The organism is Rhizobium sp. AC44/96 (assembly GCF_001692185.1).
GTDB lineage: Bacteria > Pseudomonadota > Alphaproteobacteria > Rhizobiales > Rhizobiaceae > Rhizobium.
On the sequence record NZ_LXKO01000035.1, the window covers coordinates 203,939 to 217,237 of the forward strand.

The 13,299-nt window shown below is 60.0% G+C and carries 13 protein-coding genes; 6 read left to right on the forward strand and 7 right to left on the reverse strand.

Features of this window, described 5'->3' with window-relative positions:
- Positions 1-12: 12 nt before the first annotated feature.
- The 3 genes from A6U87_RS22685 to A6U87_RS22695 all read right to left on the reverse strand — a co-directional run bounded on the left by A6U87_RS22685 (position 13) and on the right by A6U87_RS22695 (position 2,850).
- A complete protein-coding gene (locus A6U87_RS22685; RefSeq protein WP_065693573.1) occupies positions 13-810 on the reverse strand; it encodes a GH25 family lysozyme in 798 nt (265 codons plus the stop codon).
- Between the two features lie 130 nt (positions 811-940).
- Positions 941-1,609, reverse strand: a complete 669-nt coding sequence (locus A6U87_RS22690; protein WP_065693574.1) for a class I SAM-dependent methyltransferase — start codon at positions 1,607-1,609, stop codon at positions 941-943.
- Positions 1,606-2,850, reverse strand: a complete 1,245-nt coding sequence (locus tag A6U87_RS22695; protein ID WP_065693575.1) for a DUF3419 family protein — start codon at positions 2,848-2,850, stop codon at positions 1,606-1,608. Before A6U87_RS22695 ends, A6U87_RS22690 begins: the two co-directional genes overlap by 4 nt.
- A 173-nt stretch (positions 2,851-3,023) precedes the next feature.
- Between A6U87_RS22695 and A6U87_RS22700 the strand changes: the two genes are divergently transcribed.
- The gene (locus tag A6U87_RS22700) at positions 3,024-4,415 is read left to right on the forward strand and encodes a serine hydrolase (protein WP_065693576.1); all 1,392 of its coding nucleotides are present in this window, start codon (positions 3,024-3,026) and stop codon (positions 4,413-4,415) included.
- Here the strand turns inward: A6U87_RS22700 and A6U87_RS22705 are convergent, their stop codons facing one another.
- The 4 genes from A6U87_RS22705 to A6U87_RS22720 all read right to left on the reverse strand — a co-directional run bounded on the left by A6U87_RS22705 (position 4,416) and on the right by A6U87_RS22720 (position 8,317).
- A complete protein-coding gene (locus tag A6U87_RS22705; RefSeq protein ID WP_065693577.1) occupies positions 4,416-5,333 on the reverse strand; it encodes a lytic transglycosylase domain-containing protein in 918 nt (305 codons plus the stop codon). It lies immediately after the preceding gene.
- Positions 5,334-5,447: 114 nt separating this feature from the next.
- Positions 5,448-6,083, reverse strand: a complete 636-nt coding sequence (locus A6U87_RS22710; RefSeq protein WP_065693578.1) for a LysE family translocator — start codon at positions 6,081-6,083, stop codon at positions 5,448-5,450.
- 58 nt (positions 6,084-6,141) lie between these two features.
- Positions 6,142-7,353, reverse strand: coding sequence for a pyrophosphate--fructose-6-phosphate 1-phosphotransferase (locus A6U87_RS22715; protein ID WP_065693579.1), 1,212 nt, complete (start codon positions 7,351-7,353; stop codon positions 6,142-6,144).
- 88 nt (positions 7,354-7,441) lie between these two features.
- Positions 7,442-8,317, reverse strand: coding sequence for a DMT family transporter (locus A6U87_RS22720; protein ID WP_065693580.1), 876 nt, complete (start codon positions 8,315-8,317; stop codon positions 7,442-7,444).
- A 222-nt stretch (positions 8,318-8,539) separates the two neighbouring features.
- On the opposite strand from A6U87_RS22720, the gene A6U87_RS22725 reads away from it, so the two are divergent.
- From A6U87_RS22725 to A6U87_RS22745, 5 genes are all read left to right on the forward strand, one after another.
- A complete protein-coding gene (locus A6U87_RS22725; protein ID WP_065693581.1) occupies positions 8,540-9,247 on the forward strand; it encodes a DnaJ family molecular chaperone in 708 nt (235 codons plus the stop codon).
- Positions 9,244-10,008: an N-acetylmuramoyl-L-alanine amidase gene (locus A6U87_RS22730; protein ID WP_065693582.1), complete on the forward strand. Its 765-nt coding sequence runs from the start codon at positions 9,244-9,246 to the stop codon at positions 10,006-10,008. Before A6U87_RS22725 ends, A6U87_RS22730 begins: the two co-directional genes overlap by 4 nt.
- Before the next feature lie 305 nt (positions 10,009-10,313).
- Complete coding sequence (locus tag A6U87_RS22735) at positions 10,314-10,790, forward strand: lytic transglycosylase domain-containing protein (protein ID WP_244499561.1); 477 nt, start codon at positions 10,314-10,316, stop codon at positions 10,788-10,790.
- Between the two features lie 99 nt (positions 10,791-10,889).
- Entirely contained in the window at positions 10,890-12,077 is a 1,188-nt protein-coding gene (locus A6U87_RS22740) for an FAD-binding oxidoreductase (RefSeq protein ID WP_065693584.1), read from the forward strand.
- Positions 12,078-12,089: 12 nt separating this feature from the next.
- Positions 12,090-13,280: an FAD-binding oxidoreductase gene (locus A6U87_RS22745; protein ID WP_065693784.1), complete on the forward strand. Its 1,191-nt coding sequence runs from the start codon at positions 12,090-12,092 to the stop codon at positions 13,278-13,280.
- The last annotated feature ends 19 nt before the right edge of the window (positions 13,281-13,299 follow it).

Here is a 13,299-nt window from a genome sequence, read left to right on the forward strand (position 1 = left end):
GGCGGGACGTTACTAAGAATTCGTGTCTTTGGAAACCGCCGCTACCCAGTTGTTCCAGTTCTTCGCCGAACCAGCGAACACATTAATGTCAGTCGGTCCCTTGATGCCGGGAATAACACCCGTGGATGTGTATTGCCAGAAGGCCCAGCGGCGGTCGGCATAGGTGACTTCGGGGTGCTTTGCGACCGAGCGGACCCAGAAGTGATAGTCCTGGAAGTATCCGACCAGATTGTCGCGGTGGAAGTCCACGGAGGTGTAGATGATCGGGCGCTTGCCGTAATAGGCCTCGAGGCGATCCATGAAGCGCTGCAACTGCGCGCGCACTGTTGCCGGATCCGGGCGGAGGCGGCACGTCTTGGATTCCGAGTTCCATTCAACGTCCAGCACCGGCGGCAGGCGCATGGACTCCTTCGGCACGTTGCTGATGAACCAGTCGGCCTGCTCGTCCGGCGTCGAGCAGAAGTAGTAGAAATGATAGGGGGCGTGCGGGATGCCGACCGCCCGGGCACGTTGCCAGTACTCGTTGAAGCGAGGATCGACGCGATCCTTGCCTTCCGTGGCCTTGATGAAGGCGAAGGCAACGCCGGAATTCTTAACCGTCTGCCAGTCGATATCGCCCTGCCACTTGGAGATGTCGATGCCGTGAACAGGGTTCTGCTGCGGATGCTTCGGTCCGAAGTCCTGCGGATCGGTGTCCTGGAACCGGGTTTTCGGCTTTACGGACGCTGTTTCGAGATAGTCATAGCCCGACGAAGTGCAACCGGCGAGCAAGACAGCCAACGGCAAGACGCAAAACAGGAGCCGGCGCATAGGTGTTCCATCGTGAACCGAATGATCTTTGTGCCCCACAGCTCGACCTTCGTGAAAGACGCGTCCAGCAGAGAGATGCCCCTCTTTTAATCATATCAACGTAAAAAATCGGTTAGTTTCAAGCGAAATGTTAGCGCTTGGTAATAATGCGCGCCTGCCACGCGTAGCCGCCATACACCGACGTGAAGTGAAATTGTGCATCATTTTCAGTTGCTTGCACCTGGAGTGTTTCACGCAAGGTAGCGCGCGGCGTGACATGAAATTTGCACAGCCAAGATTTCAGGACCGCTCGAAACCAGCCGGGCAGGCGCTCCTGCTGACCGAAATCGACGACGTGCAACTCGCCGCCGGGGTTGAGCGCGGCGATGGCGGAGGCTATCGCACGCTCCCAATCGGGAATCATCGACAGCGCGTAGGAGATCAGGATCCGGTCGAAACCCGTGCAGCCGAATTCGCCTGGCGTGAAAGCGGTGGCATCGGCCACGCGGAACTCCGGGACGACTGCCTTGCCCGCAAAGGTCTTGCGCGCGGAGATCAGCATCTCCTGCGATATGTCGAGGCCGTAGAGTGCCGCCTGAGGGAAGTGCTGGTGCGCGAGCGCCAGATTGCGGCCGGTCCCGCAGCCGACCTCGAGCAGGGTGCCTCCCGCCGGTACATTGAGACCGCGAATGGTGCGGTCACGGCCGAGCAGGTAGTATTTGCGGGTGAGGTCGTAGATATGCCGCTGGTACCTGTACATGCCGTCCATAAGGCCGGCATGATCGTCGGAGGGTGCGGTGGTCGTTTCGACTTTGCTCACGCCGTCTTCTCGTAGATGTGGAAGCCGCCATAGATCGCCGAGCGGTCTAGGGATGTGAGTTCGCGCGAGCGATCTTCCAGATAAGTCCACTGGTCGCGGAGCGCCGGCGACAGCCGTCCTTCAATGATGCTCTTTTCAGCCGCCGTGCGGAAAATGACCCGGGCGCCGCTTCGGGCCGTGCGCGTGATTTCCGTCCATAGGTCGTTCAGCTGCTGGTCCGTCATCCAATCCTGGGCATCGAGCAGGACATAGCGGTCGCGCGATGCGGCCGGTTCGCGTGAGAGCAGTTCGGTGAAGCTTGCGTGGTGTACGCCGACACGGTCGACGTTGTCGCGGATCGCTTCATAGTGCTCCCGCTTCAGATAGGTCGGCAGCGGACCTTCGCCTTCTGGTGCGTAGCGGCGCGCAAACGCCTGCCAGGCGAAGTAGTTGTCGCGCATCGGGAAATGACAGGCGAGCTTTTCGAGGCGGTGGCGAAGCACGGGCGCGATCGACTGATCGGCGGCAAGGCTTGCCAGCTCGTCATACTGCTGCGGCGGAATTCCGAGTCCGAAGAGCGAGCTCTTGCGGCTGGTGATCCAGCGGACGATGGGCTTTTCAAACAGCGGAGCGATCTTCTCGTCAAAGAACTGGCGCTGTTCGCGTACCGAGCGGGTTCTGGTGATCTCGGTGAGGTCGATGCCGTGCAGGCGCGCCAGCAGGTGGGCGGCGCCGATGAAGCGACCGAGAAGGCCCGTCTTGTAAATGTTACGGTCGAATACGGTGATACGCCGACGTCCGAATTTGCGGCCGTTCCAGTAGCTGCGCGTGGTCTCGTCGAGGTTTGCCGCGAGAAACTGATCGAAAGCGCTGCTGTTGGTGGCTTCGTTCGGCTGGGCAAGGAAGCGCACGAGGTCGGCATGGCCAGGAAGGTTGCGGAATGCCGCGAGCTTCAGGCGATTGAGGGCGATGTGGTGCGGGTTGAGGTCGACGACGTCGATCGAGGCTGGGCTCTTGGAGAGGTAGGCGAGCATGTTGCAGCCGCCGGAGCCGATCGTGACGATGCGATGGTGAGGCTGGAGCTCCATCGCCTGCATGTCCAGATCGGGGTCTGCCCAGATCTGCGGGTAGACGAGGCCGGAGAACAGCAATCCGAACAGGCGCTCCGAGAGGCCGTCCTTGGAAAGTGCCTTGTGGCGGAGAAGGGCTGCCTTGAGTTTCCGGTTCTTGCGGAAGCCGGCATCCGGTGCAAATTCCGTCATGTGAGTCTTTCACCCATTTAGCGTTCAGGGCGTTTAGCGCGCCGGCACTACAGTTTGATGACGCGGGCTGTGGACGTGGTTGACGACGATTTCCGGTGTGCCGGCGGTGCCGATATGTGGGGGGCTTCCGTGTCGCGAGATTTCCTGCTTCTCTAGGGCGATGGAGGAGACATATGCGACTTCTGCGACGTATCCTTAAAACACTGGCCGTTGTGGCCGTTTCCGCAATTGTCGTTGGCGCTGCCTGGCTTTTCGTGACTCTGTCGGATCTCCTCAAGGTCGGAGACGGCTATGCCGCTAAGATCATGTGTTCAAACGTCTTTATCGCTGGGCGGGATCCCGATACGATCTTGTCCAAGGACGTTCAGGCGCCGGGCAATCCGCTGTTGAAGCTGGTGCGGGTCGATGTCGACCACGAGCAAAAGCGGGTGACGGCGCGCATCCTCGGATGGCTTGCGCCGAACTACGCGGTCTATCGTGGGACCTTTGGCTGCGCCAACGTGCCTGACGGAGACTTTGAGGCGGCGCGGCGCTCGGTTCCCGACGAACCTCGCCAGCCGCTAGCAGAACGCCATGCGCCTTGGCCGGATGGCGATGATACCGCCGACGACGGTGATCCGCGAATCGCAACGCTGCTGACAAGACCCGCGCTCACGGGCGAGGGGATGCGTGCCGTCGTCGTGGTTCATGACGGGCGCATCGTGGCTGAGACCTACGGTGACGGATTCGGGCCAACGACACCGCTCATCGGCTGGTCTATGACGAAGACAGTCAACGCGGCCATCCTCGGGCGTGCGGTGGAAGAGCACAGGGTCGGGCTCGACGACGCAAATCTTCTGCCACAATGGGCGGGCGACTGGCGATCGAAGATCACTGTCGCAAACCTGCTTGCGATGGAGAGCGGTCTCCAATTCAGCGAAGACTATGACATCGTCTCCGATGTCACGCGCATGCTGTATTTGAATACGGACCAGACACAGCTTCCGGCCGGCAAATTGCTGAAGGAGGCCGACAGAGGGACGTTCAACTACTCCAGTGGCACGTCGGTGTTGCTCTCACGAATCTGGATGGATCGCGTCGGTAACCCGCAGACCGCGTTTGACTATCCGCGGCAGGCGCTGTTCGGGCCTCTCGGCATGTCGAGTGCGGTCTTCGAGGCGGATGCGCACGGAACCTTCGCTGGCGGCTCCTACCTCTATGCGACGGCACGAGACTGGGCGCGCTTCGGTCAGTTCCTGCTGATGGATGGGAAATGGAAAGAGCAGCAGCTGTTGCCGGAGGGATTTGTCGCCATGATGCGAACGCCGACCGAGGCATCCGACGGACGCTATACGGCTGGCCAAGCCTGGGCGAAGTTGCCTGGTGCCGTGACCAATGCGGAGGCCGGGCTTCCGTCCGACACCTTCTGGATGGAAGGGCATGACGGGCAGAGCACGGCGATTGTGCCATCCGCCAAGCTCGTTGTCGTCAGAATGGGACTGACGCCGAGCAGCTACAAATACACATCGCAGTCACTATTGAAGGAAATTCTGGCGGTCTTGCCGGCAGGCGATCAGTCAACCTGATCAGTAGCTGCCCTGGGCCACGTCGGACATGCCCTTGCGCTTGGCGTCGTAATAGTAGCCGCGTGCATAGAGACGGACCGCATTGTCTTCGCTGCTATCCGACACCAGCCATGCGCCACGCAGGTATTTTGCGGCGTACTTGATGTTGGTTTCGGCATCGAACAGGCCTTCTGGCTGCCCCTCGTAACCCATGGACTTCGCGGTATTGTACTTGATCTGCATCAGGCCGAAATAGCCGCGCTTGTTATAGGCCTTTGGATTGTAACGGCTTTCGCGATGAACGACGCGGTGAAGCAGCGATGCCGGGACCTGATAGATCTTCGAGTATTTCTCGATGATCTTCGTGATCTCGCTCTTTTCCACAGTCGGAGCGCCATCGTCGGTGTCGTCATCGCTGAACATCGGCGGTGCTGTCGGTGGATCCATCGGGCCGGATGTGTCGAAGCCGTAGTCCATCATCGCGTGCGGGGTCGTATCGATCGCCGACAGTGCGGCAATCGCGCCGTTCTGCGGTGTCGCTGCGAAAGCAAGCTGGGTCGACGGAGACGGCGTACCGGGCCGTGGCGTCGGGACGACCGACTGAATCGCGGTCATCTCGGGCGTGAGTGGAATCTGTGCATAAGCCGCCGGCTGGAGCTGGGCGTCCGGCTGAGCCGGATCGGTAACTGGCATGGCAGCTGTCGCAACCGACGGTGCTATCTGATCGGCGATCGGGGAGGAGGCAGGCGTGCCTTCGCCGGCGGGAATGGCTGCGAACGTCGCATCTTCGCCGGGCTTCGGTGTTGGGATGACCATCTGTTCGGCCATCAGGTCCGCCTGGGACGTGTATTCGACACTGGAGCATCCAGCCACTACGCCACACAGCATCGTGGACACGATGAAACTGCGTCTAAGGCCGGAAAATCCGATCGCTACCATACTCTCACTCTCGTGAAACGCGCCGCCCCGGCAGCGTTAAAAGTTACCAAGAACCTTATGCCCTGATTTGCCAATTAACCTATTCGTTGCTTCCCGGCAACCCGCCGGATTTCGTTACGCAGCGATACGCCGGTATCCGGCGGTAACGGCGCCCGCGGCGATCAGCAATGTGCCGCCTGTCCTGTTGACAGCGCGCTGCACGCTCGCCTTGCGGATCAGGCCACGCGCTGCGTGGGCGGCCAGTGCGTAGGTGGAGGCATTGATGGTCGCAAGAACCAGGAATGTCGCTTCCATGATCAGCATCTGGCCGAAGAAGGGCAGGGCCGGATTGAGAAATTGCGGAACGAAGGCAACGAAGAAGACGATGCTCTTCGGGTTCAGGGCCGTAACGATGTAGGCATGGAGGAAAATCTTCAGCGACTTCTGCTCCGGCAGATTGTCGTTGTCAGCCATCGGCTCACTCAGGATAGGCGCCCGCCAGAGCTTGATGCCGAGCCAGATGAGATAGGCGCCGCCAATCCATTTGAGCACTGTAAAGAGCGTCGCCGATGCCGCGAGAACAGCACCGAGGCCGAACAACGATGCCGTCATGGCGGTGAAGTCGCCGAGTGCCACTCCGCTGACCGTCGCAAACGCCGTCTTCTTGCCATGCCCGAGCGCATAGGAAACGACGAGCAGGATCGTCGGTCCGGGAATGGCAAGCATAATGGCGGACGCGGCGGCGAAAGCGAGCCAAGCTTCGAGCGACATGGAATCTCCTCCTATCCATTACGATAGAAGCAAAGACACCATATCGGCCTTGCGTCAATCATGCTTCTTTGTATTTCTGCCCGATCGTGTCCATCACTTCCGCAAACCAGGCAACCGACGTATCGAAGGCCTTGCCGCCCTTGATCCGTGGGAATTCGATCGTGCGGAGCTTGCCATTCTGCGCCTCGTCGTGGCCGGTGACGCCCGATACCTTGTTGAGAGCGCTTTCGACGGCAAGGTCGGTCATGCTCTGGATCAGGCGTAGATCGTCGACATTTGCCGGTGCGGAGCGCGCAAAATAACCGGACTTCTGAACCAGCGAGCGTTCGGCATCCAGAAGGCTTGCAAACTGCTTCTGGAACCAGGCGCCGACATTGATCGTGTCGATCTTGACGTGGCCGAAAGCGTCGCGCTTGACGGTATCGCCGGCTGCTTCGCGCTCGGCTACGATCGCGTCGAGGCAGGCGCCTTCCGAGACGAACACCGTTGCATGGCCGGTACGGTCCATGACCTCTTTCAGGCGCGCGGCTTCCTGGTCGAGGTCGAAGACCGTTTCAGGCAAGTAGACCGCATCGATGCTCTTCATTTTGGTGTTGGTCATAAAGCCATCGACATATTCATAATGCTTGGTGCGCTGCAGGTATGCGCGGGCGGTGGCAGCCGTCAGCCAGCCGCAATGGCGTCCCATGACTTCATGAATGATCAGCGTGCGCGGCGCGGCCGTCTGCTCGTTGCTGACATTGTCGAAGAAGTGAGCACCGACTTCAGCAGCCGTCCATGCGCCGAGCGATTGACGGATCGGAACAACGTCGTTGTCGACCGTCTTCGGCAGTCCGACGACGGTCAGATTGTAGCCGTTTGCAGCCAGATAGGCAGCGAGGTCGGCGGCGGTGGTGTTGGTGTCATCGCCACCGATAGTGTGGAGGATGGTGACGCCGTCGTTCGCGAGGCGCTCGGCGGCGACGCGCAACGGGTTTTCGCCTTCCTTGACCAGTCCGCGTTTGACGCAATCGGCGGCGTTGGTGAGCTTGACGCGGCTATTGCCGATCGGCGAGCCACCATAGCGGTGCAGGAGAGGGGCCTTTTCCCGCATCTCGGGGGTGATCTTGATGCTGTCGCCCAGCAGCACGCCCTGGTAGCCCGAGCGATAGGCAATCAGCTCGAGGTCGGGAGCTACGTCGCTGTAGCGTTCGATAAGGCCGCCGACCGCGGAGGAGAGACAAGGGGCCAGGCCTCCGGCGGTGAGCAACGCGACTTTCTGTTTGGCCATGATCTCTCCTCGATCGTATCTGCACTGTTATGTGCGGCGTAGGTAACGCATGGATGCGGCAGGGAAAGAGACCTGTAAAGTGTTGTTTCTATGAAAATCGAGCCTTTCGCCCCAGCCAAACCACGAAGGCGACGAGAAGTGCGAATATAATCGTTTCAAGCCCGAGTTGCTCTTTCAGAAGGGTTGTGGAAATCGCCAGCGTCACGAAGGACTGGAGCAGCTGGACCTGTGCCACCCGCGCGATTCCGCCAATCGCAAGCCCGGCGTTCCAGAAGACGAAACCGCCGAACATCGACATCAGGCTGAGATAGGCAAGCGCTCCATATTCACCGGCGCCGGGGGCGTGAATACCGGATGGCGCGACGAGAATGGTGCCGAGCAGCGAGAGCGGAAACGTAACCACCAAGGCCCAGGAAATCGCCTCCCAGCCGGACAGGTCGCGCGACAGGCGGGCAAGGAGCACATATCCAAGCGCTGCCGACACGGCCGCAGCGAGAAGCCAGAGGTCGCCGGCGGAGAGATGAAAGCCGCTGCCTCTTATCGAGAAGATGATGACGATCAGCGCGCCGGCCACGCCGCATGCCCAGAAGAGCGGGCCGGGTCGCTCGCCGTCGATGATCGCCGCGAAGATCGATGTCAGCAGCGGCAGGACGCCGAGCACGACGCCGCCGTGGGTCGCCGGGATCGTCTGCATGGCGATCGAGGAAAAACCGGGAAAGCCGAAGACGACGCCGACACCGGCGCCGAAGAGCGCTGGAAAATGCTTCCTCGGAAACGGGCGGCGGAAGACAGCCAGAGCGATCATGGCGGCAACGGAGGCGATCGCGGCGCGCCCCAGAGTGATGAAGTATGGCGAGAAACCTTGCAGGGCGATGTGCGTCATCGGCAGCGTCGCGCCAAAAATGAGAACCCCTATAAAGCCCAGAATGAGCCCGAAGATCTGCGGTCGGTCGGAAAATGGCATGGAATCTCTCGCAAATGAATGGCGAGAGCGCTGCCATCGTCACGCGATTGTGTCCAATTCATTTGATTTATGCGACGCCACGCGAATGCGATGAATGCGCAATCCACGGCGATAATTACCGAATTGTGAAAGATGTTTTCAACGCTACGACCAATCGTCGTCTTGCAAACGCAACCTTTATTTGGTCAAGGTGTTTCTCCTTTTGCTACACGCGAGACGTTGATGTCCTTCTGGGAAAAACTGCTGAATGCCATCGGAAATGCCGCCGGAAACGCGCTTTCCGCAGTGGTCGAGGCAATCCGCACGGTTTTTGAAGGCGATCCGGAAACCCGCCGAAAGGTCGCGTTTTCGGTGGCGATCATCGCGCTGTCTGCCAAGATGGCCAAGGCTGACGGGATCGTGACGGAGAAGGAGGTCGATGCGTTTCGCGAGATCTTCGAGTTTCCGCCGGAGCAGGCCAAGAACGTTGCCCGTCTCTATAATCTCGCTCGTCAGGACGTCGCCGGATACGAAGCCTATGCGGAGCGTCTGTCGTCGCTTTGCGTAACCTGTGCCGCGAATTGCCCCGTGCTGGAGGAAGTTCTCGACGGGCTCTTCCATATCGCCAAGGCCGATGGGCTGATCCACGAGAAAGAAATGGAGTTCCTCAGGCATGTGGCAGAGATCTTCCACATGAGCGACGAGCGCTTCGATCGCATCGCCGTGCGCCATGTTTCCATGGGCCGGGATCCTTACAAGGTGCTCGGTGTCTCGCCGTCGGATGACTTCACGACCATTCGTCGGCGCTACCACGGTCTTGTCAGTGAACATCACCCCGATCGGCTGATTTCGCGTGGTGTGCCGGCAGAATTCCATGCAATCGCCAATGAACGCATGGCGGCTCTCAATGCCGCCTATGAAGCGATCGAGAAGGAACGCCGGGCAGCATGACCTCGTTCGAGGCGGATTATCGGAAGGCGACCGTAAAGGCATCGCCGAACCATGGTGAACGCGTGGGCGATCGTCGCCCAGATATGATCCTGCTTCATTATACAGGAATGCCGACGCCAGAGGGCGCTCTCGAGTGGCTCTGTCGGGAAGAGAGCCAGGTTTCCAGCCACTATTTTGTTCACGAGAACGGCGAGGTCGTGCAACTCGTGCCGGAGGCGCGTCGCGCCTGGCACGCGGGCAAGAGCACGTGGCGTGGCGAGAGCGATATCAATTCCATGTCCATTGGCATCGAGATCGCCAATGCCGGACACCCGGGCGGGTTGCCCGACTATCCTGCAGAACAGATCCAGGCAGTGATCGAATTGTGTCGCGATTGTGGCCAACGTTGGTCAATTTCGCCTGAAAGGGTGCTTGGACACTCCGATGTCGCCCCAGTTCGCAAGGTGGATCCGGGTGAAAAGTTCCCTTGGGCGGAGCTTCATCGCGCGGGTGTGGGCCATTGGGTCGAGCCTGCGCCCATCACCGGCGGTCGGTTCTTCCAGCGTGGCGATCGGGGGCAGCCGGTCGAAGCATTGCAATCAATGCTGTCGCTCTACGGTTACGCGACTGAGATATCAGGCGAATTCTCGGACAAGATGGCCGGAGAGGTCGAGGCCTTCCAGCGTCACTTTCGACCTGAACGTGTTGACGGAATTGCGGATTTTTCGACCATCGATACGCTTCACCGGCTTCTGACAACGCTCCCGGAATACTCGGCGTAACGCTGCATCCCAGCAACGCCCGACATCCCTAGATTTTAGGGGTACGGGGCGCTGCCACATCATTTCCCTATTATCTCCTCATTGCGATGGTCTAAACGCCTCGCTGAACGGCGCCGTTCGTCTTGTTTTGGGTTTGGGTGTGCGTCAATTGAAAACATAAAAGAATGTCTGCAGCTTAAATGAATAATGCTGCCGACGTGTACCTTGGCATTGCTTTTATTGTGCCATGGCAATTCTTTTTGTCGGAGAAAATAGACTACATGAGAAAGATTATTTCTGCTGTGGTGTGCGCCAGCGCACTGCTGATGGGATTGAATTGCGCCTTCGCGGGTGAATTGGGGCCTGAGTCAGAGAAGACAGTGCTTTTGAAGACTGTCGATCGCACCACCGGTTTCGCAGTTCCAAATTATGCAGCCAACAAGTATTCGGCTATCATCGTAAAATACGCCAAGCAGTACAATGTTCCCGTCGAGCTTGCGAGCGCGGTCGTTCGTGTCGAGAGTAACTTCAATCCGAATGCTCGCGGCAGCGCCGGCGAAATCGGGCTCATGCAGATCAAGCCTGCGACAGCACGCATGATGGGCTATTCAGGAACGCGCAAGGGCCTGTTCGACCCGGAAACCAACATCAAGTACGGCATGAAGTATTTGGCGGCGGCGCACCAGCTGGGCGGCGGCGAGACCTGTGGCACGATCCTGAAGTACAATGCAGGACATGCGGCAACCCGGATGAACCCGGTTTCGAAGGCTTATTGCGGCAAAGTGCTCGCAATGATCGACTGATCCTCTGCAAATCCTTGTTCGTGAATCACTTAAGGCTCCCACTTAAGAATGTGATTCAACGCGGCAGCCGTGCTATCTGACCTCGAAACGAGGTGAAGCATGGCAGTCGATTTCAAGGTAATCGTGGTCGGATGCGGAATGATGGGCGCGGCAGCTGCCCGCCATCTTTCCGGGATGATCGAAGGCGTCGCGCTGATTGGTCCGCGCGAGCCGGCGGAGCGCAAGAGCCATCATGGTGTCTTCGCCAGCCATTATGACGAGGCGCGTATTACGCGCACTTTCGACGATAACCTGGTATGGGCAACGCTTGCGGCACGCTCTCTCGATCGCTACGCGGACATCGAGGAAAAGAGCGGTATTTCCTTCTATACGGAAGCCGGTTGCCTGTTCGCCGGACCTTCGCCGCGTCCCGGCGAAGGGTATATCGGTCGGGCACTTCAGCTCAGCGAAACGCTCGGGCTGACTGTCGAGACACTGGAGCCCTCCGCGTTGTGCGAGCGCTTCCCGCAATTTTCCCTCGATCCGTCTTTCAAGGGCTACTTTGAAGGGCGCCGGGCGGGGCACGTCAATCCGCGCGCGCTCGTCAAGGCCCAGGCCAAACTCGCCAAGCAGGGTGGGGTCGCGATCATCGACGCGACCGTTACCGCCGTTCGCGACACGGGCTCGCATGTCGAGGTCACAGCGGCTGGCGTGATCCACACCGCCGAGCGGGTCCTCGTGGCGGCCGGCGGGTTCAGCAATTTCAATCAGCTTCTTCCTGCGCCGGTGGACATTCGCGTGGCGGCGCGCACGGTCGTCTTCTTTGAACTCGGCGAACGCGAACTGGCGCTGTTCGGGAAAATGCCGTCCAGCATCGTCTTCGGCGATCGTGACGAGGATCACGTCTATATTCTTCCCCCGGTGCGCTACCCCGATGGCAAGACCTACCTGAAACTTGGTGGAGATACGGAAGCCCGGGTTTTCGATACGCTCGAAGACGCCGGTGCCTGGTTCCGCTCGGATGGCGATGCCGCCGAGCGCGACCTGTTGGTCGAGACGGCCTTGCAGTTGATGCCGGGGCTTGCGGGATGCCCTGTCACCGCGGCGCCCTGTGTCGCGACCTTTACGCCGACGAGCTATCCCTATGCGGGCTACACGGATTCGCCGCGGATTGCCGTTCTGACCGGTGGCAACTTCGTGGCCGCGAAATCCTCCGACGAACTGGGCCGCCTCGGTGCAGTCGTCATAACCCAAGGGCGACTGGGCGAAGAGGACTTCGGCCGGGAACTGACGCCGGTGTTTCGATAGATGCAGGCGGCCATGATCGGGAATTACAAGTACATCGTTGTGGGTCGCGGGCTGATGGGCGCTGCTGCGGCACGCCATCTGGCGCGCAGGGTGGACGGCGTCGCGGTCATCGGCCCAGATGAACCCGTCGATCGGAAGCATCACGGTGGCGTCTTTGGAAGCCATTACGACGAAGGCCGGATCACGCGCACGATCGATCCGGATCGCGATTGGGCCTTGCTCGCGCACCGATCGATCGCGCGATATCATGAAACAGAGCGCGAAAGCGGCATCGGTTTCTACACGCCGGCGGGCTGCCTGGTGGTTGGCCCGGAACGCGGCGGCGTCGATGACTATGTGGCCCGGACGGTCGCGGCGGCGGCCTCGCTCGATATCGAGACGTCGATCCTGAGCGACGACCAGCTGCGGGAGAGATTTCCATTTTTTGCCTTTCCTTCCGCAAGCGAAGGTGTTCACGAGGCGACTGCGGCCGGCCATGTCAGCCCGCGCAATCTCGTGAAGGCGCAATCGCTGGCGGCGGAGAGGGCGGGTGCCACCGTTATCAGGGATTTCGCCGTCTCGATCCGCGACACGGCCGATGGCGTCTGTGTCGAGACATCGGATGGCGCGTGCTATCGCGGGGAGAAAGTTCTCTTGGCGGCCGGCGGTTTTTCCATTGCGGAGAATCTCTTGCCGCGGCCAGTTGACATGAAGGTTCATGCCCGCACCGTCGCTTTCTACGAGATCAGCGAAGCGGCTGCCGGGGCTTTCGGCGATATGCCGGCGCTGATTGCTCATGATGGCGAAGGGCGGGACAGCATCTATATGCTGCCGCCGATCCGCTATCCCGATGGCAGGCTCTATCTGAAGATTGGCGGCGACCCTGATGATATGGTGCTCGGCAGCGAACCGGAGCTGCGTAGCTGGTTCAAGGGGGATGGGCGCGAGAGCGTTCAGGCGCACCTGACCCGCATCATATCGCGCCTGGTGCCATCGCTGGAGCCACTTTCGACATCCACGGCGTCCTGCGTTGTATCGCATACGCCGAGCGGCTATCCGATGATCGGGTTTACTTCGTCACCGCGCATTGCCGTCCTGACCGGCGGCTGCGGAACAGCTGCCAAGAGTTCCGACGAGATCGGAAGGCTGGGCGCTGAACTGCTGATCGAGGGAGAAATCGGCGATCAGGGCTATGTGACCGATTTCCGGCCATACTTCCGGTGAGTACTGCCGATATTTCGGT

Bases quoted from the DNA above. Each gene is read 5' to 3' on its own strand.
- A6U87_RS22695 (WP_065693575.1), bottom strand. From the start codon at position 2,850: ATGACGGAATTTGCACCGGATGCCGGCTTCCGCAAGAACCGGAAACTC.
- A6U87_RS22705 (WP_065693577.1), bottom strand. From the start codon at position 5,333: ATGGTAGCGATCGGATTTTCCGGCCTTAGACGCAGTTTCATCGTGTCC.
- A6U87_RS22745 (WP_065693784.1), top strand. From the start codon at position 12,090: ATGATCGGGAATTACAAGTACATCGTTGTGGGTCGCGGGCTGATGGGC.
- A6U87_RS22730 (WP_065693582.1), top strand. From the start codon at position 9,244: ATGACCTCGTTCGAGGCGGATTATCGGAAGGCGACCGTAAAGGCATCG.
- A6U87_RS22715 (WP_065693579.1), bottom strand. From the start codon at position 7,353: ATGGCCAAACAGAAAGTCGCGTTGCTCACCGCCGGAGGCCTGGCCCCT.
- A6U87_RS22710 (WP_065693578.1), bottom strand. From the start codon at position 6,083: ATGTCGCTCGAAGCTTGGCTCGCTTTCGCCGCCGCGTCCGCCATTATG.
- A6U87_RS22740 (WP_065693584.1), top strand. From the start codon at position 10,890: ATGGCAGTCGATTTCAAGGTAATCGTGGTCGGATGCGGAATGATGGGC.
- A6U87_RS22720 (WP_065693580.1), bottom strand. From the start codon at position 8,317: ATGCCATTTTCCGACCGACCGCAGATCTTCGGGCTCATTCTGGGCTTT.
- A6U87_RS22735 (WP_244499561.1), top strand. From the start codon at position 10,314: ATGGGATTGAATTGCGCCTTCGCGGGTGAATTGGGGCCTGAGTCAGAG.
- A6U87_RS22725 (WP_065693581.1), top strand. From the start codon at position 8,540: ATGTCCTTCTGGGAAAAACTGCTGAATGCCATCGGAAATGCCGCCGGA.
- A6U87_RS22700 (WP_065693576.1), top strand. From the start codon at position 3,024: ATGCGACTTCTGCGACGTATCCTTAAAACACTGGCCGTTGTGGCCGTT.
- A6U87_RS22685 (WP_065693573.1), bottom strand. From the start codon at position 810: ATGCGCCGGCTCCTGTTTTGCGTCTTGCCGTTGGCTGTCTTGCTCGCC.